We start from the raw sequence: 20,062 nt of genomic DNA, 5'->3' as shown, positions 1-20,062 counted from the left end.
AGTAGAAGGCAATCAGCAATTGGGCCTTGAGCAGGCGCTCCGGCGGAATCGAAGGGCGGCCCGTCCTGGCGTAAAGGCCGTCGAGCTCCGCAGAAATGGCGGACAGTGCCGATTCGGCCAGTTTCTTAACCCGGCGCAACGGGTGATCAGCCGGAATCCGGGACTCGACCGAGAAATAGTGAAACATCGAGGACTGGGGATCGACTTCGCCGCGCATCGTTGTTCTGCCTGGGGTTCGGGGATACGGCTAGGACAGGCGGGTGGCGGGATCGGTCACTGGGTTTTGCATCACCCTGCTAGTTTATTCAAATGCTCATTCATGGCTTTTGGGGCATCCAGGAAGAGAAACCGTGGTGCGCGCCCTATTTCCCTACATCCATCCCTCGCACTATGCGCTGCCGTCATATTATTGACGTGATTATCAACCGACTTGAGCCGCCACCTCGAACCCGTATCGCGCCAAGTTGCTTGGTTTCGTGACAATGGAAGACGAGGATGACGACGATTGATGTCATTTGCGTAGTTTCGATAGCCCTGCTGGAGTTCCGCCCTTTGCTACAACAACTCAAACACATCCCACAGCCTAGTTCGGAGATTGTCTAGATCTTTATTGGCGGCAATTCGATCATCTTCGCTGTCCAGCCAAAAAAAATATTCAGCGAAGCCTCTCCCCCCTTCATTCATCGTCTTGTAGATTGACTTTGCAGCTTCGAGACCCGCCTTATTGAAAGTCCCGTCGCCAAAGGTCAGCTCGGAAATTGCGGCCTCAATGCCGCGAGTCCAATTTGACTCTCTATGTTCCTTTAGGAGCGAGCTGAGTTCAAGCAGCAATTGTCGGGCTTCTTCGCCTTTTTCAGCCGTGTTCTTCGTCATCTTATTCACCTAATCGGAGTCGCGTTCAGAATTTGCACGCCTTTGATATTCCATGGCGTGGGTACAAATACTTGGTTAGCACTTGGCCCCCCCATATAAATACCTCCTTGATATCCAACAGGCCCCTCGTAGATGATCGTGCCCTTAGAAATCCTGATTGCATACATTGTGTCAATCGTAGAAGTACCGGTGAGAACGCCAGTCTTGGGGTCAATCCATTGCGGTTTCACAGCAGAGTCGATCCGAATTTGGGCCACAGATTGAGGTGTTTCCCTCGTAAACCATTGCCCAAGCGGCTTGCCGGCTTCGCCACCTCGATAAAGCACTAAATCATCCGTCAGAACAGTTTGATTGTATTTTCCACCGTAGAAGTTTGCAGCTGGCCTGCCTGGCAACGAAGCCAGCGGTCCCGGATTTTCAATGGCATTAAAGGCAAACGAGCGCTCTGCCGCGTTTGCCCCTACCCCAACCTCCCCGATGTTCCCAACTACCCTACCACTAATCTTCGCTACGACCGTCCCGGCCCCACTGATGGTCAGCATTCCGTCCGTAAACAACTTCGCCAGCAGTTGCGTCGCTTCGTCGGCCCGTCCCTGCATCTCCAGTGCATTTGCTTGCGCGAAGGTGCTAGCAATGAGAGTTTCAGTTGCGTCGATCGGATGAGCCAGGGAGTTGCCGATCCCCTTAGCGAGGTTGCCGAGTTGAGCCTGGGCCTGGGGATCTCCTACGGTCGCCAGACCTATCGTGATGGCGAGCTCAACGGTGCCCACCACGCCACCCACGACACTCTGCGTTGCCCCGGTGAGCTTGTTGTATGCACCGGCATTGCTGCTTCGCAAGTTGTATTGAGTCGCAAGTGTCTGGCTTTCCGCACGCTCTTTAGCGATATCACCAAAAGGATCCAGGCCATCGGACTGACCTACATAACTTGCCGCCGCGAGGGTGACTTGGCGTCGCAGTTCTGCACACGCAGCACTCGACGGCGCATTACATGCGGCGGCCAGCGCTTCGTTCCGCGCCTTGTCCCGAGCTTCGAGGGTTTTGATCTCGGCTTGGGCGTCGATTCGGCATTGGGCGCTTTGGCAGGCCTTCAGTTTTTCCTTGGCCTGACTGAGTTGGCGCGCTTCGATGTGGTTGAGCCAGTTGTTCTGCGCCGCGTTCCCCGCGGCGCTTGCGCCAACCTGTGCATCGCCACCCACCAACGTAACGGCTAGTGCGCCAAACAACCGGGCGACGTCCACGGTCTTGCTGGCCTGAGTGGCGCTAACCGGTTCGCGGTTGCCGCCGTACCATTCGGCCGCCAGCTCGCCGGCCAAGCCGCCGATGGCGCCGGAGCCGCAGTCGCCGCCTTTGGCTGCGCCCAGGGCACAGCCGACAACGAGGTGACCCATGCGATTGCCGAAGCCCTCCAGGTCGCCCACGCTATTGGCGGCGCTGGCGCCGGCGGCGTCGATGACGCTGGTGGTGATGGCTTGGGCGAGTTTGTCGCCCAGGTCGCCGCCGTTGATGGCGGTGTCGATCACCGCACTGGCGGTGTTGTTGATGACGTTCTTGCCGATCTGGGCAACCAGATCGGATTTGCCGCTGATCTCCGCCAGGGTGACGAGATTACCGTCGGCATTGGGAACACTGATGCTGCCGGCCAGGGCGCTCAGGGCGCCGGCAGTGAGCATCGCGGTGGCAACGTTCCGGATGGTTTCATCGCGCCCTAAATCACTGAGCGTCTTGCCCAGGTTGCCTTTGTTGTTGATCAGGGTGACCGTGGCCTGAGTGGTGAGGGCGACGATACCGGCCTGCAGGATGATGGCGGAGGTGGCGCTGGTAGCAACGGTAGTGCCTGTAGCAAAGCTGGCCAGTGCGGCACCGGAACCAGCAGTGAGGATGCTGACGACAATGGCGATCGCCAGCGCCGCTTCCGCCGTCAGCCCCTCCTGCTTGTAGTCCCACTTGTCATAGGCCAGGGCGACGGCCTTCCAATCCACGCCGGGGCGGTCGGCCAGTTGCAGCATCCACGCCTGTCCGGGCTGCGCCGCCTGTTTCACCAACTGGGTCTTGAAGTCGCCTTCCGGGAGTTGGGCGACGATCTTCTGGGCCTGGAGCGTGACCGGGCCCTGGATGTTGACGAGCGTCAGAGTCTCCGTGCTTTCGCCCTGGCCGGATTGGCTTTGCCAGACGAAGGACTTCTTGCTGACGGAGTGGCTGGTGTCGAGCCGGCTCTTCGCGCCTTCGAGGATCAGGGTGGCGTCGGCCTGGGCCTTGTCACCGACACCCACCTCAATGCGGGTTTGGGCTGCAGCGATTGAAGTGCCCTGCAGCAGGGTGTCGCCGCCGCTCTGGGTGGTGAGCTCACCCACGCTCTGAAGCTGGGTAACCTGGGCTTCGTCAGTCGTGCTGCTATCGCGGGTTTCGGTCTTTCGACGCCGAAAGGTCGGGTCTTCTCCCAGCAGAAGGGCGCCGATACCTGGCGCACGGACAACTTTCCGGCGGTCCATGACGCTGTGCACGTCCTGCACAGCATAGGCGTGCAGCTCGCCCCCGGCAGACAGGCGTGCTTCGCCGCCGGCATTGAGACGGGTACCGTAGAGATCCAGGTCACCGCCCGACTGGAGCTGGATGTCCTGGGCGTCGATCCGGGTGGTGGCGGCCTGAAGGCTTTGTTCGGAGTGCTCGGTGGTGGTCGTCTTCTTGCTCAACCAGCTGCCGCTTTTTTTGACGTTGAGGGTGTGTTCGAAGGCGGTGTCGGTGGCGGCGGTGAGGGCGAGGACTTCCCGGGCAACGATCGTGGCTGTGCCTGGGGTGGTGAGCGTGGCCGCTTCGAGGGTGACATTGCGGCCAGCCAGGCTGATGGCCTCGCCACTGAGCAGGTTGCGGGCGCTTTCGTCACGGCTGCGCTCGACGATGGACGTGCCGGAACGGTTGCGCGTGACGTGCTCCTCGGTGTTACGCCCGGCTTCGAGGGCGATATCGCCTTCGGCGGCGAGGGTCAGCGCGCGGCTTGCGTCGAGCTGGACACCGCTGCCACGGATGCTGCCTGCCGTGCTCGCCGCGTCGGCGGGCTTGCCGGTGGCGGTGACCTCAAGGGTGCCAGCGCTCTGGATGGCGCTTCCGACATGGCGGGTCTGGGCGTCCAGGGAGACGGTGGTCGCCCCAACGTTGCGGGCTTCCTGGCGGTTCTCGAGCGTGATGCCGTCGAGGATGACGCTGTCGCCGGCGAGGCGGGTGTCGCCAGCGCTGTTGATGCGCTGGCCGCTCAGGATGAGGCCTCCAGCGGCCTGGAGGGTGGTGGCGCCACCGGCATCAAGTTGCCCGCCGACGGCGGTTTCGGTACGTGTCAGTTCAAGGCGTTCTCCGTTTGCCGTCGGCAGCCCGGGAAGAATCGCCGCGCCTTCGACGCGGGTGGTGAGGCGCTGCTCCACATGGGTGCTGTCAACGACCGCGCCGAGGGCCAGGTGCCCGCCGGCGACGATGCGCGTCTCTGCTCCGGACTTGACCTGGGCACCGACGATGACCGTGCTGCCGCCGCTTTCGAGGTCGAGCTTGCTGCCGGCCTCCAGTACGGAGGCCTGATGGCGGATCTGACGGTCGATCCGGGTGTTGACGATGCTGCCGCTGGCGGTGAGGCCGGTGGTTTCGGTCTCGCCGTTGTTGAGGGTGTAGCTGCGCTCGTTGCTAACCGTGTCGACGCGCTGCCGGCTGGTCTCTACGGACAGGGCCCGAATGTCGATGTTGCCGCCCACCCGGCCGGTGAGCGCGCCGGCCGCCTTGAGGTCGGCGCCGGTGACGACCAGGTCCTTGCCCACATTCAGGCTCAGATCGCCCGTGCGGGCCACGATGCCGGCGCGAAGGTCGGCGCTCTGGGTCACGGTACTGTCGCTGCGGGTGGTGACGGTGGTGCCGAAGACGCTGTCGTACTCGGTGCGAGTGGTGGTGGTCGTGTCCTTGAGGTCGACCGCGTAGAGGCTGCGGTTGTAGAGATTGCCGCCCACATCCAGGGCCAGGCTGCCGGCCTCGATGCGGCCGGAATCGTTGATGAGGTCGCCGCCCACAGCGAAGCTGGCGTCCTTGTCGATGAGGATGCGGCCCCGGGTGTTGTCCAGGGATCCACCCAGGGCGAGCACGAGGCTGTCGGCCTGGATGGCGCCGTTGCGGTTGTCCAGACTGGCCCCGAACAAGCCCAGGGCACCGCCAGCCTTGATGGAGGCCCCGAAGTTGTCGATGCCACCTTCGGCCTGGATCAGCAGCTGGTTGGTGACTTCAAACGCACCCCGGTTGGTGAAGCGGCCAGACAGCAGCAGGTCTACGTTGTCGGCGCGGAGGGTGCCGGCGACACCGCTAAAGCTGCCCCAGTCGGGGAAGGCCAGGCCGTAGCGGGCGGCTTCGTCTGCTGGCAGGCTTCCACCAGGGGTCGCGGGCACGGAGGGCGTCTTGATCGAAGATTCGCCTCCACCCACCGCCAGGCTTGGCGAGGCCGGGTCGATGTCGGCCTGGGGCACGGCATGCGTACCATTCCCCGATGCAGGCTGACCGGGATCGGCCAGCCCCGGATCTGTCGGAGTAACCACCCCGGCAGTGCTGCCAGCGACGAGGCTCTCGCTCACCTGAACGACGCCGCTGCCCTGGGCCTGGGTGGGTGTGACACCGGCCAGCACCGTCTGCCCCGGACTGAGGGGCGACGCGGCAACCGGCGCCGTCGGGCCTGCAGTTTGGATCGAAGCAGGCTGAAGCGCGCCACCCGTTCCGATCACCCCACCCGGCGTCGTGACCGTCCCCTGGAGCCCCGTCAGGCTGCCGGCCGTCACCCGGTTAAGGCGTGACGCAGCCAGGGCCTGCTGGGCGGCAGCAGGATCGACCCCCGTACCGAGGCTGAGATTGACACCCGTGATGCCGAGATTGCCGGCGATGATGGTGCCGGCGTCCGGGCTCTCCAGGGTGATGACCGTGCTGCCACCCGTGGCGTCAAGGCGCGCCTGGCTGAGGGCAGCGGTCTCCTCGATCTCGCCCTGGGCGTTGGTCCAGCGGACGGTCTGGGCGACGCTTCCTGCGCTGTAGCTGTACGTGCCAGCCGCCTTGGCATCGGAAGCCACATTGCGCAGGCTGCCCTGGAACAGGCCATTGACCACGAACTGGGCCCGGGTCGCCACGTCGGTATGCTGATCCACGTAGGGGCCGTTCAGTGCCGGCAGCCCGAGCAGAAGATAGGCGCCGTTGAGCAGATCCGGCTCGCCCGCCAGCGTCTGGCTGCCGGTGGCCAGGTTCTCCACACTGCCCGCCCCATTGCCGCCCAGCAGCACACGCCCGGTGTTCACAAGAACACCCGTCCAGAGGGTATTCGTGGCGGGGCTTACCCAGGTTTCACCAACGTCAACAGCAACACCGGCCACATCCAGGCGCAGGGTGCCGAAGGCCAGCAGAGAACTGCTGGCGGGACGGAACACGAAAGTCGGCGCCTCCAGCCGGGCGTCGCCCCGGGACGCCACCGTGCCACCGTTGGCGTAGGCGGCAGCCTTGATGTCCAGGGAGGCGTCGGCCAGCACCGTGCCCGTGCCGGCGTTACGGAAGGTGCCATCTCCCGCGTCGATGAGCACCCGTTCGGCAGCCTCCCCGTTGCCGTAGATCAGGCCGGCATTGTCGACACCGTGGGCACCCTTGAGGCTGATTGAACGCGTGCCCAGCAGGGCAGCCTTGTCGGCGTTGGTCACGGCCGTGCCGGCAACGACGGCAAGGCTGTTGTCGGCGAGCAGGGTGCCGCGGTTGGTCAGGCTGCCGGTGAGGGCCAGGAGGGTCAGATCCTGGGTGGCATGCACCAGGCCGTCGGTGCGCAGCTCGGCACCGGAGAGGGTGATGTAACGCCCGCCCAGAACGGGCGAAAGGCCGGCGCGGGTGCCCGCCACCGAGCTCAGCTCGCCGCTGACGCGGGCATCCAGCCCGCCCCCGGCGGCAATGCGCCCACCACTGTTAAGCAGCGATCCCGCGGAGACGATGATGTCGTCCGCCGCCAGGATCAGGCCGGTGTTGGTGGTGGGTGCCTCGGCACCGAAGTTGGCATCGGTGAGGACATCGTTCTCACTGCGCGCGTTGACGAGGGCACCCAGGCCAAGGGCCATGTGGATGCCGCCGGCCTGGATGACGCCACGGTTCTCCACCCTGCCGCCGGAGAGCGTGAGTTGCCCGCCCACGGCCAGCACCCCAGGGGTCTGCACGAAACGGAAATCCTTGTCGGGGTCGGGTGGGAGCGGCGGTGGCGACCCGGGCAGAGGATTGCAGACGGCAGGCGTGATGCAGCGGGACACCTCGGCCAGCTGATTGACGAAGCCGCCATCCGCCACGATGTCGGCATTGCCGCCCACCAGCACGCTGCCAGCATTGGTGAAGGCGCCGAGGGTAAGTGCGTCGAGGGATCCGGCGCTGAGCGTGCCCTGGTTCCCCAGCTCAGCGGCCTGGATGACCACATGGCTCGCCGACACCAGACCACTGTTGGCCACCACGCCGCCCGACAGGCTGACCCGGTCGCCGCTGATCTCGCCGTTGTTGCTGACAGTACCGGACGCACTCACGGTGCGGCCAGCAATAACACCCGCGTTACCCAGCCCACCATCGAAGGACAGGGCAGTACCGGCGATGGCGCCCCGGTTGGTGGTATATCCGCTGACGCTGATCGTCTCGCCGTAGACCGCCCCCTGGTTGTCGAGCGCACCGGTCACCCGGACCGTTTCTGCGGCAATCTGCCCGGCGTTGCTCAGGGTGCCACCCGAGAAGACAAAACCCGCCCCACCGGCGATCACATCACCGGCATTGCTGAAGCGGCTCCCTGACAACAGGACCGACCCGCCACTGCTGTTCACGCTGCCCAGGGCGCCAAGCTGACCCAGGTCGCGGACCACCAGCTCAATGTCCCCGTTGGCCACGATGCCGCCGGCGCGGGCGAGGTTGGTGGTGATGTTGCGAGCCTGGATGCGCACGCCCCCGGCGCTCTGCAGCAGGCCCTCACTGACGAAGTCGCCGGCAATGTCGAGCAGCAGATCGCCCCCGACCTGCAGACGAGTGCGGCTGTCCAGCGTCCGCCCCACCCGCGTCGCCGACAGGGGGCCATAGAACAGGGCGTCGCCCAGGAAGACGAGATCCTGCCCCACCGAGAAGCTCGCGGCCCCGGCCACCCCCAGCCCACGCTCGAACACCACCGACCCGGCAGCCGAACGCGCATCGAGCGAGGCGCCCGCCGCCAGCTCGGCGCCAAGCCTTACATCCCCCGCGGCGTCCAGGCCCAGGGCTTCCAGAGCGGTCACGGGGCCCTTGAGGTGAATGCCATCCTGACGACTGCGCAGCTGTGCCGCAGCAAGGGCCAGCGTTTCGCCGCCCACGGTAACGGCCTTGTCCGTGTCCACCTGCAGACGGCCGCCTGCGCCCAGCTCACCGGCAACGCTCACCGCGCCCGTTCCGCCCTCGACCGACAGCGCGGCCGGGGTACGCAGCGCACCAGCCACATCCACCCCGGCGCCCGCGCGAAGCTCCAGGGTGTCACCTGCCGACACGCTGCCGGCATAGGCCTGCCCGCCCCCGCTAATGAGCACGCCCTGCCCCAGGATGCGTGTCTCGCCCTGGGCCAGACTGCCGCCGGCCTGCACCGTGGCATTGCCGCCGATGCTCACGGCACCGCGCTGGGCCACATCCCGAACGGCAAGCAGATCGAGGTTCCCGACCACCAGGCTTGCGCCGCTCACCCGGTAGTCGCCCCCCGCACGGGCACGGTAGTGGCCGCCGGCCTGCACCTCGGCGAGGCCTACGCTCTCGCCCGCCTCGATCGAGACGGACTCACCCTTCTCCAGGCCACCGCTCACCGCTCCGGCATCAAGCGCCCCGCCGGCCTTCAGGTTCAGGGCGCCATTGGCAGCCACCCGACCTCCCAGCGTCAGGGCACCGGCATCCGCGACCAGGCTCATGGCGCCACCGGCCAGCACATCCCGGGAGTTGCCCAGGGACTGCCCGGCCCTGGCCTCCAGAGCGCCGGCCGACCACCACGCACCATTGGCAAGGACGTGCTCGGCGGCGTCCAGGCGCAGATTGCCGCCGGCCTCCACCTCACCCGACACGCTCAGACCACGGCCGGCCACCAGGGCGACATTCCCCTGACTCGCCACGCGGCCCCGTTGTGCCACACCGCCCAGTGACACCACATCGACACCGGTATTGCCCACCAGGCTGCCGCTGTTGTCGAAGCCATCGGCCCCGGCCTGCACTGCGACGCTCCCTCCAGTCAGCACACCGCTGGCTGAAACCTGCTGCCCCTTGAGCACCACGCCGGCGCCCGCCCTGACCTCTCCGGAAAGCGCCAGCCCACCCGAACCAGCATCCGCCAGCAAGGCCCCCACCACCTGGACCGGGCCGCCCACCCACACGCTGCTGCCGGAGAGCCTGGCCGCAGCACCGGATGCCAGCACCCCATCCACGCCCAGCGCCGCCCCCGCACTCAGGGCCACCGCCCCGTCACTCACCACGGAACCGAGCACGCGGGCGTCCCCCGCCGCGACGAGACTCACGGGCCCCGATGCAGCGAGGCTCCCCGTGCCCACACTGCCCAGGGTACTGCCCACACCCAGGGCGCCCCCTGCCGCCAGAGCGTGCGTCACCACACCGTCCCGGCCAGTCAGGAGCAGATTGCCGCCGGCGACAAACGGGCTGCCGACGCGCAACTGGCCACCGTCGGCAGAGAGCGTCGCATCACCCCCTGCGCCCCCTTCAGCCACTTCGACCCCACCCCCCGCCTGGACCCGCAAGTGGCCATTTGCAGCCAGCAGGCCGGCACCACTCAGGTCGCCCGCCACCTGCACGCCCAGATCGCCACCCGCCAGGATCCGCCCTGCGCGATTGCTCAAGGAGGTGCCGGTGACGATGCTCAGCCCGTCCACCGCCGAGAGCTGCCCGCCATCATTTGCCACGGCAAGGGCCGTCCGGACGCTTCCCACGGTGCCCGCCTGCAGCGTGCCGCTGTTGCCCAGGGAATCCGCCACGATGGCCATGCGGCCGGCAGACTCGATGACCCCACTGTTGTTCAGGTCGCCGCCAAGCTGCAGATCGACCGTGCCCCCATGGAGCAGCCCCCGGTTATCCAGGGTGGCGGCCGTGCCCGCCACAACCTCGGCCGCCAGCAGCCCGGTATTGACGAGGCTGCGGCCACTGAGACTCAAGGTGCCGCCGCCAAGGCTGCCCGCATTGAGCAGATCGCCCCCCACCTCAAGCCGATCACCCACGACGGTCCCGGCGTTATTCACCCCATCCGCCAGGATCAACGAGCCACCACCGATCTCGCCCCGGTTGAGGGTCGCCCCGCGGACCTCGACCGACGCCGCCGACACCTGCCCGCCGCTCTCGTTCTCCAGGCGTCCGTTCACCACCACGGCCTGCGCCGCCGCCAGACCGGCATTGACCAGGGTATTGCCGCTGAAAGTGATGGCACCCCCCGAGGAGAGGACCTCCCCGGCCGTCTCGAATCGCGGCCCCTCAAGTGCGATGGCGCCACTGCTCGCGAACGTGCCCAGGCTACCCAGGCGGCCGGAATCCCGCGCCACCAGACGGATGCCACCGTTGGCAAAGACACCGCCAGCCCCGCGTTCATTGAAGACCAGCCGTGCCGCCTGCACGGAGACCACACCGAGGCTGTCGATTCGCCCTTCGCTGGTGAAATCGCTCAGGGTGTCCACGATGAAGTCGGCGCTGGAATAGAGCCGCCCATGGTTTGTGATCGGGCCGCCGGCACCGGCCAGGTTCAGCGCACCGAAGAAGCGGCTGTCCCCCCCGAAGCGCAAGCCACGGGTCGTCGCCAGGCGCGCCGCGCCGCCCACCTCCAGGTTCTGCTCGAAAGCAAGGGCGCCGGCAGTCGTTGCCACGGCCAGATCACCGCCCACGACGGTTTCTCCAGCAAAGCGGATATCCCCCGGCGCGTCGGCGTTCAGACTGCCGGCACCGACGACACTGCCCGCCACGGCCATCCCCTCCGTTCGACTGCGCAGAACGATGGGCCCCCGGGCCGCCACGTCGCCGCCAACATCAATCTGCCTGGCGCCGTCGAGCGTCAGGCCGGCTGCCGTACTCGCGCCGCCTTGCACGGTGATACGCCCCTGCTGGCTGACCAGCGCTGCGCTGGCGCCGCTGCCCAGCCCGCCGAGCACGCCGATGTCACCCTTCGCGCTAACCGCGAGCGCGGCATTGGAGGCCAGCGCACCACCCAGCGCAAGGGCACCATCACTCACCACGACGCTGAGCGGCCCATTGGTCAGCACCCCGCCAGTTACGCGCACGCCCGTGAGGGCGTTTACCGAAAGCGCCCCACCCGCCCCCAGTGCATCAGCCTCGACCTGCCCGGCCTCGACCAGCATTTCCCCGGCGGCCAGCACCTCCCGGGCACGGACCGAGGATCCGCCGAGGCGGAGATCAGCCCCGGAAGAGACACTGCTGGCAAGCTGCAGTGCGTTCCCCGCAAGCAGGCGGACATCCCCGCCCCCCGCCACCGGGCCCGCAGCAGTCAGACCGAGGGCGGCATTCACCCCCACGGCTCCCGGAGCGAGCAGCGCGCCGGTTGTCACCCCGCCACTGCTGCTGGTGATGCCCAGATCGCCGCCCGACTGGACGATGTCCACACTCACCCCGTCCCGCCCGGCCAGCTGCACGGCGCGCCCGGCCACGAAGGGACTGCCGATGGACAGGGCGCCACCCCGGGCCGTCACGTCGGCCCTGCCGCCGGCACCACTCTCGGCAAGGGCCAGGCGCCCCCCGGCGCCCAGGCTCAGGTCGCCATTGGCCACCACCCGCCTACTGCTGATGAGGTCACCGGTGGTGTCGATGCGCAGGCTCCCACCCGCCTCCACCCGGGCGGGCAATACCAGGCTGCCCGCCACGATGGCCCCGTCACCCGTCACCATCACATCACCACCGAAGACCGCCCGACCGGCGACGAGATCGAGGGCTCCTGCCGACACCCCGCCGACGATGTCCAGGGCCTGGCCGGCATGCAGACGCATCAGGCCACCCGCACTCAGGTGGCCGCCGGCGCGGATATCCGCCGCGGCATCCACCGAAAGGTTCCCCCCCACCATCACATCCCCGCCCAGCCCCACCGAGCCGCCTGCCGAGAGGCGGGTGTTGCCGCTGACCGTCACCGCCCCCGGCGTCACCAGCTCACCGGCCACCGCCAGGTTCAGGTCGCCGCGGATCTGGACATCGCGCCCACCGTCGCCCAGCACCAGCGAGCGGGCGTCGATCTGCGTTTCGCCGGCCGTCACCCCGGCCGCCAGGCGCACCTGGTCTGCGCTGACGCTGGCGCGTCCGCCCACCGTCAGCGGCGCGAGGATCTCGACCGTGTCGGCGGCGGACAGGCTGGCTGCACCGCTCACCGAGCTGGCCGCGTTGACGCTGGCCCGCCCTCCGGCATGAACGGAAAGGTCGCCGCCACTCGCCGCGGCGCCCTGCATGTTCAGATTGCCGGCGGCATCCAGGGTGATGGACTGGCGCGCCACCAGCTCGCCCACGCTCAGATCGCCGGCGCTGCGGATCACCAGCCCCAGACTGTCGGCCAGCAAAGGCCCAGCCATGCGCACACCGACCCCCTGGTCGGTGGACACGATGCGGATCTGGCTGCTGCTCATGGCGCCAAAGGCCGTGCCGTCGATGGCGAAGCTGCCGAGGGGCGCAGAGGCCGGCTGCCCCGGGCTCAGGTTGTCGAGCTGCCCCGCCTTCTCCGCCACCCGCCCGGCCCCGGCCAGCACGGTGATGCCGGCAAGCTCGGGGTTGAGGTAGTGGGCCCGCACCGGGCCATCCAGCTGGATGGAGGCGCCCACCAGCTCGACCTTGCCGACCGTCCCTTCCAGGCCTTGTCCTTCGACACGCACCTGCCCGCCGATCACATCAAAGCCCACCCCCGTGGCGCCGGCGAAGCTGGCCGGTGAGCCCAGCGCATCCAGCCACACCGGCGTGCCGGTGGAGAGCATGAAGCGCGGACTGTTGACCGTGCCACAGCCGGCACAGGTGACGCCATTGGGATTGGCCACGATGACCGCGGCCGGGGCGCCAAACACCTCGATCGACCCCACCAGGCGCGATGCCGCCCCCGGTGCCACCACCTCATTGACGATCACGCTGGCGCCAGCGCCGCCCGACAGATTGGGATTGGCCGCCACACGCCCCCCCAGCAGGGTCGTACCTGCCTGGCTGCTGTTGTTGAGGACCACACCTTCCTGGTCCACGTCGAAGCGCTGGTAGCGGTTGTAGGACGTGCCGCCCGCGTTGGGACGGGTGATATCCACCGCGGGCACGCCGGTGGAGGTCTGGCCAATGCCGGGCCGGAAGGCGATGGGGCCGGTGGGGTCGGCGATGGGCGCCCCGTGGGCGCCGCCGGGCAGGATGCAGCCCGAGCCAAAGACCACCAGCAGGATGCGCGCCGTGATCCGACGCCACGGGGAGACACGGGAGATGTCGTCATCGGCAGGCAGATTGGCACGCATGGGCAGCACTCTCAGAAGAACAGGGTCAGGGACAGGTTGAGGCGGAAGGCGGTATCGGACATGTCCGACGGAGAAACGACGGGCTTGCCTGCAATCACCTCGAGGTTGCCGGCACGTATGGCCGCGCGCAGCCCGAGGCCGGCTGACATGAGGGTGGCGGCACGCCCGCTGGCGAGGGTCCGGACATAGCCCGCATCCCAGAAAGCGAAGGGCTCCAGGTGCATGCCGGCCGGGGCCGCCAGGCTGCGGCCGAGCTCGGTGCGCCAGTAGCCGCCCCGATCGCCCCCCGCTGCAGACTCGGCAAAGCCCCGCACGCTGGCCACGCCGCCCACGAAGATCTGCTCAGAGGAGAACAGGGGCACGCCACTCCACTGCCACGCCCCGTTGCCGCGCAGGCTCCAGTTGCCGGACAGGTAGAGGGCTGCACTACCTGAGACGTCCAGCTTGCCGAAACGGGCGCGGGCCACCGGGCCACTGCCCGCCCCGGCGTCGCCCATGGCGCCGAAGACATCCAGCCCCCGGGAGAAACCCCCATCGACCATCCATTGGCCGGTCATCGCCGGCAACTCGAAGCGGGTCAGGCGGTTGATGCCGGCCCTCAGCACGGTGAGTTTCTGCGGGGCAAGGGCCACGTTGTTGATCTCCCGCCGCGCCTCCCGCACGGACAGGGCCAGGTCGGCCGCCACCTTGGTATCCCGGTCGCGGAAGAGCAGCCGGTTCCACGACGCCGCCTGGTTGGTGGAACTGCCATGGAGCAGCGCCACGTTGCCGATCAGGCTCTGGTACTCGGACCAGGTGGTGAGCAGGCTGAAGGTGTTGTAGCCCCAGGCGAGCGACAAACTGGCATTGAGCGCATTGGTCTCCAGGCTGCCCGTGTAGCCGAGGTTGAGGTTCTCGTTGAGGCCAAGCAGGTCGCCCGTCTCCAGCCCCAGGCGCAGGCGCCGCGTACCGGTGGCGGGGCTGCCCTGGTTGTCGGCGCCCAGCCAGGCACGCCAGGCCGACGCAACGGGCGGATCGACGAACTCGAGCACCGAGCCCCCCGGGGTTTGCCCGGGCACGATGCGCACCTGGGCCTGTCGGCCGCGCAGGCGGTTGAGCTGGTCCAGCCCCTGTTCGATGTCCCGCAGCTGCAGGATGTCGCCCACCCCCATGGGCAGGGCCAGGCGCACGCCGGGCGCATCCATGGCGTCAGCCTCCAGCAGCCTGCCGTTGTAGCGGATGGCTTCGATGCGGCCCGGCACGATGCGCAGGCTGAGCACGCCACTCGCCAGGTTCTGGCTCACCACGTAGGCCCGGGAGGTGATCAGGCCCGCCTCGATCAGATCGGCGTTGAGCCCCTGCAGCAGCAGGCCGATGCGCACGGTGCCAAGTTCAAGGCCGGTGAACGGCCGCAGGCGGCGGGCCAGGACATCCGCCGGCAGCAGCGCCTCGCCCTGCAGCTCGATGCGCTCGATACGGAACATGGGCGCGGTTTCGGCCACGTCGGCTGGATCCAGCCCCACCGCAGCGGGGGTGGCGGGCTGCTCGATGCGTGGCGTGGGCTGGCGCAACAGGCGCTCCCGCTCCCGTTCCATCTCCTCGCGCAGGATGCGATCGCCCTGGTCCTGACGCGGCGACTGCTGGGCATGGGCTGCCGTCCCCGCCAGTCCGAGGACCAGTACGTGGACCGAGGCCAGGGCCAGGCGCCGCAGCGGATCAGCGCCAGACCGCACTGAAGATCCCCAGGTGGCTGCTCAGCTCGACCGGATCCCGCCCCGGCGCCCGCAGCACGGTGATGACGCCATCGATGCCCTGGCTGGCGATGAAGAAGCCCCGATCCTGGATGGCCTGGCCGCGCAGGCTGAGCCGCCCCGTCTGGGCGGTGAAGCCGCCCCCCTGGTCGATGGCATACAGCCCCGCCCAATGGTCACCGAAGAAGGCGCGCAACCCGTCGGCCCGGCTCAGTGCCACATGCACCGGCACACCCCGCGCCTCGATGCGGGGCGCGTCCAGCTGCATGTCCCGGGTTGCATGGATCAGGCCCCCGTCGTTCAGCAGACGCTCACCAGCCTTGAGGCGCACGTCCTGGCTGGCCAGGATCTGCCCGCCCACCAGGCTTTCGCTGACCTCCGCCATGCGGCGGCAGAACAGGAGGTTGCAGGTCTCCCGCAGGGTGAGGGCGCCGGTAAGCCAGGCCCGGTTGAGGATCTCGCTGCCCGCGTCGAGCACCACGTCGCCGGCGTTGGCGAGCAGGCTGCCGCCCAGGTTGTGCACCTGCCGGGCGGTGACGCTGAGCTGGCCGTCGGCCACCCAGTAGGCCGTGTGCGCCGGGTCGGCCAGCACGCCGTTGTCGATGGTCGTGGTGTGGCGCTCGCGGGGCAGGCCGAGCCAGTTGCGCTCGTCCCGGGACGACATGCTGCGGCCACTCCCGGCCACGAAGACCGACTCATTGAGCGCCGTTCCGCCAGCGTGCAGGCTCAGGGCGCCGTTGGAGACCACCCGCCCGTTGATGTTGCGGATGTCGCCCCCCGCCTCCAGCAGCACATCATCGGCGGCGCCGAAGATCACCGCACCGGCGCCACCTGCGGGCGTCTGGTTGACGATGTCAGCACCGGCGACGATGCGCAGCGCAGCCGGCGCCGCCCCTTCCGCGGGGTTACGGGCCACGCCGGAGAGACTGCCGCCCAGGTTGCTCAGGCTGCCGCTCACCTGGACATCCAGGCTCCCCGCCGCGGAGATCGACGGTACATCGCCTGACTCAGCCTGAGCCTGATGCACGGATCCGGCCCGGATGCGGATGTCGCCGGCCGCCTCGATGCGGCCGCCTTTCTGCTCCAGCAGGCCGGCGCTGTCGATCACGAAATCGCCCGACGTGGCCTGCAGATGGCCCGCATTGCGCACGCCGGCGCCGGCATCGGTGACCAGCAGCTCGATGCGCCCCGAGCTGATCCTGGCCTGGGTGGCGAGATCGATGACGATGCCCTGGCCCGTGGACTTTCCTGCGGTGTAGTAGGCCCAGGGGGTCAGGTTGTCGGTGGGCGAGGCCGCCGTATCGAAGAGCGCGCTGGCATCGCCCGCCACCAGTCGCAGCAGGGCGGTGGGCGAACTGTAGGCATTGACGAGGGGCCCGGCCACCTCGATGCGCCGGGCCAGCAGCTCGAGCCGGATCAGATCGGCCGCCAGGCCGTCGGGGCCGATGCGGATGGCTCCGTTCCCCGAGGCGGCGGAAACATAGGTCTGGACGCTATTTCCGACCGCCCGGCTCTCCAGCGCGACGCTGCCCGCCACCAGGGCCACGCTGCCGAAGTTGATGAAGCTCCCGCCATTGATGACGAGGCCGTTGGTGTTGGCGAGGATCAGGTTGGCCCGGGGGCCATCCACTGACACCGGCCCTTCAATCAACGATGGCTGGGACGCACGGACCTCCGCCACGATGCTGCGGGCGCCGACCGCCTGATTCTGGAAGGCCGCCCCCGCCGGGCTCACATCAAACCGCGAGAAGACGTTGTGGGACACGCCGCCGGCCGCTGGCGCCAGCTGGATCAGGGTCTTGCCCGACGGGGCCATCGACACAGTGGTCGCCGTGTGACCATCCGGGACGACACCCGCCGAAGTGCAGAGGGGAAGCAGGGCCCCCACCAGGCCCGGCAACAGTCTTTTTGGCATAAACCTGAACAAAAACACACCAGGTCGCCATTAAGACATTTATTCAAATGTCATAGTCATAAGACACAAAATTTTACATCGAGATTATTCGATTCAAATAAATCTGAAACCGGATTTCCCGCCTGGACGACTAGCGCTGCACCCAGCCCCCGCACACCGGGAACACCTGCCCCACGAAGCAGTTGGCGGCCTCGCTGCACAGATAGGCGGCGAACTCCGCGTCCTCGCTGGCACTCACCAGACGGCCCAGGGGCACCTCGCGTTTAAGGCGGTCCTGGAAGCGCGGGTCGGCCTGCACCTCGGGCGGAAAGTAGGTGGGGTTGTCCACGAAGTTCTGGGCGATGGCATTGACCTGCACGTTGTGGCCAGCCACCTCCACACCCAGCGACTGCACATAGGCCAGCTGGGCGCCACGGGCGGCGCTGTAGGTGGTGGCCCCCTTGATGCCCCGCAAGGCCGAGGCGCTGCCCATGAGCAGGATCTTGCCGGCACGCCGCGCGATCATGGCCGGCAGCACCGCCCGGCACAGGCGCGGCAGGGGATCGACAAGGGCGGCAAACACCTCACGCCACTCCGCCTCGTCCACGTCGGTGGCCGAGGTGCGCGGATTGCGGATGGCCAGGTTGGCGACGAGAACATCCACCTGGCCCGATGCCGCAATGAGGGCCGCCGGGGCCTCCGGTTCGCGCAGTGGATCGGTGCTGGGCAATACCGTTGCACCGTGACGGGCAAGCACATCACATAGCACAGGCCCCATGAAGGCATCTGCATGAGTGACCAGGATGCGCTTACCCTGAAGGGATGACTTGGGCATTTTTTGTCTCCTTTGACATTTTCAGGCCCTTGGAGCCTCACTATCGCAAATGAGAACGCTCCCTGCGCGGACCATCCAGTTCATCGATAGGCTGGCTCGTTAGCGTTATGGATGATCCAGATCAGATTTGCCCCGGCCAGATCACCCATCGAGCCACCGGCAAAGATTAGCCTGCCTTGCCCCTTATAAACCAGCTCTTGGCGATGCCTGTCCCCACCAAAAAAGAAAGGGATAAACGCCTTGCCAGTGATATAGCTCCCTTCATCTGAGGGCTGGCCGATCAGGTCGGTCACCTGCTTCAAAGGCATGCCAATCTGCAGACGGGCAAACTTGCTGCCCGGAGCCGGGCGCCCCGTAATCTCGCCATCGTAGTCACGAACTCCCTTCACCTTCTGACCGTAGCCCGATTCAACCTTTGAGGAATCCACGACCTCACCGCGAGCGTTCATTCCCGGGCCAATCTTTCCTGGCGTCGGCGCCGCAGACTTTTCTGGAGCCGCAGTCGGAGCGGACGCAGGAGCGGACTCTGCAGTCGGCACGGACGCCACCGACTTCGTTGGCTTTGCCTTGCCCCCCTTCCGCCCCTTGACGGGTAGCTCTGCCTTGACCGAAGCCGAAGCAGCAGGCGCCTGCACGACGGGGGCTGGAGCCGGGGCTTGCACCGGTGTCTGTGCAGAAGGTGCCGGCGCGCTCTCCTTCTTCTCCGGGTTACTCGAACAACCTGCCATGCCCGCAACGGTCACCACAGCCAGCGCGCACGTACTCAAAACTCGCATTTTTACGATCATGTCATCTCCGCAATTAGGTCACTACTTTCGAAGGAAATGTAGCACAGCGCTTGGCAATGCCATGCGGCCGCACTGATGCCCGCGGATAACGCGCAGCACGGCATTGCCCGGTGGGCAAGCATCGCTGCTCGCCACCGGCGCCTCGCTGCAGAAGTTGATGAAGCGCCCGCCACTGATGGAGCGGCTCCAGGGGTTTGGCGAGGAGACGGCTCGGATGCACGGACCTCCGCCGCGATGCTGTGGGCAGCGACCTCCTGAATTCTGGAAGGCCGCGCCCGCACAGCGCACATCGAACCGCGAGAAGACCTTATGGGACACGCCGCTGGCCACCGGCGCCAGCTGGGGCAGGGCCTGCCCGACGGTTCCACGACACGGCTGTTACCGTGCTCCCAGGGGGCACGTCGTGGTTCAGGCAGACCTGGGAGCTCACGTCTGCCGCACCCCGGGCGGGGCGTCAGGTGTGGCCCCTGAATGCGGCGCAAGGCCGCAGCGCTGCCCATGCTCAGGATCTTGCCGGAACGCCGCGTGAGATGACTGGCAGCATCGCCCGGCAGGGCTGACGCGACGGATCCGGCCCCCCGGGCAGCGCTCAGTTCACCTTCAGCTGACCACCACGGCCGAGACCGCCTTTTACGTCCTGGGCCTTGTAGTTGCGCAGGGCAACGACCATCTTGTTGTAGGCGTCTGTGAAGGCGGCGACTGTGGCCTTGCCTTCAGGCGTCTGGGAGAAGCCGCCGAGGCCGCCCGCTGCGCCAGGACCAAACGCCCCCAGGGCTGCGCCAAAGTTGGTGGCGGTGGCGTTACCTTCAGAGATGGCCAGTTGAACACCGGAACGGATATCAAACAGGGTCATGGTCACGACGGAGACCTTGCTCTCCATACCAGCAGCGACCAACGCGCCGCCCGGGCCCAGCAGGCCGCCCACGGCACCGGCCATCCGGCCGGTGGATGAGTTGTCGATGATGATCGACGGCTCCATGTAGTAGTCTGCCGCGACGCGCTGGCCCTTCTGCTGCTTGGAGCCGGCTCGGAACTCGCCCGAATTGCGCTGCTTGTCGGTGATCGCGGAGAGCTTGCTTTCGGTCCGGGCGTTGCCGACCGAGGTGATCACGAAGCAGTTGGACTGCTGAACGGCCAGACGGATCAGCGGTTCGATGGTGGTGACCCTGGTCGCTGCACCGAAGCTGGCATACCACTCCTTGCCACGGCCATCATCCACCGCCAGCGTGCCCAGCGGCGCGGGACACCGTTCGAGGGATACGTTTGCCCCCGCACTGGTGCCGCCACCGGCTGCACCGCTCACCGCGGTGGCGTTGGGCGAACCGGAGCTCACGGAACCGCCGGCCAGAGGGGTGTTGGCGCAACCTCCCAGGGTCAGGGATGCGGCGACCACGCCGGCAATGGTGGTAAGTTTAGCGTTCAACATCGGCACTCTTCCTATGAAAAGGGAT

General features: G+C 67.2%; 7 protein-coding genes and 1 pseudogene. All 8 read right to left on the bottom strand.

Annotated elements, in window-relative coordinates; all coding sequences use genetic code 11:
- Positions 1–217 (bottom strand): annotated as a pseudogene (locus ACIQ09_RS08260) (IS5/IS1182 family transposase); the annotation flags it as partial.
- Between the two features lie 338 nt (positions 218–555).
- The gene (locus ACIQ09_RS08255) at positions 556–873 is read right to left on the bottom strand and encodes a hypothetical protein (RefSeq protein WP_398308081.1); all 318 of its coding nucleotides are present in this window, start codon (positions 871–873) and stop codon (positions 556–558) included.
- A gap of 5 nt (positions 874–878) precedes the next feature.
- Positions 879–13,364 (bottom strand): filamentous hemagglutinin N-terminal domain-containing protein, encoded by a 12,486-nt coding sequence (locus tag ACIQ09_RS08250; protein WP_398308079.1) that lies wholly within the window; start codon positions 13,362–13,364, stop codon positions 879–881.
- Between the two features lie 11 nt (positions 13,365–13,375).
- Positions 13,376–15,076, bottom strand: coding sequence for a ShlB/FhaC/HecB family hemolysin secretion/activation protein (locus ACIQ09_RS08245; RefSeq protein WP_398308077.1), 1,701 nt, complete (start codon positions 15,074–15,076; stop codon positions 13,376–13,378).
- Entirely contained in the window at positions 15,060–17,009 is a 1,950-nt protein-coding gene (locus ACIQ09_RS08240; protein WP_398308075.1) for a filamentous hemagglutinin N-terminal domain-containing protein, read from the bottom strand. Before ACIQ09_RS08240 ends, ACIQ09_RS08245 begins: the two co-directional genes overlap by 17 nt.
- A 130-nt stretch (positions 17,010–17,139) precedes the next feature.
- On the bottom strand, positions 17,140–17,823 hold the full coding sequence (locus ACIQ09_RS08235) for an SDR family oxidoreductase (protein WP_398308073.1): 684 nt from the start codon (positions 17,821–17,823) through the stop codon (positions 17,140–17,142).
- 80 nt (positions 17,824–17,903) lie between these two features.
- Positions 17,904–18,611 carry a hypothetical protein gene (locus ACIQ09_RS08230; RefSeq protein ID WP_398308071.1) on the bottom strand — a complete coding sequence of 236 codons (708 nt, stop codon included), beginning with the start codon at positions 18,609–18,611 and terminating at the stop codon, positions 17,904–17,906.
- A gap of 589 nt (positions 18,612–19,200) precedes the next feature.
- Positions 19,201–20,037, bottom strand: a complete 837-nt coding sequence (locus tag ACIQ09_RS08225) for a hypothetical protein (RefSeq protein ID WP_398308069.1) — start codon at positions 20,035–20,037, stop codon at positions 19,201–19,203.
- Between the last annotated feature and the right edge of the window lie 25 nt (positions 20,038–20,062).

Source organism: Zoogloea sp., from assembly GCF_044344315.1.
Lineage (GTDB): Bacteria > Pseudomonadota > Gammaproteobacteria > Burkholderiales > Rhodocyclaceae > Zoogloea.
This window is presented reverse-complemented; position numbering and strand designations above follow the sequence as displayed.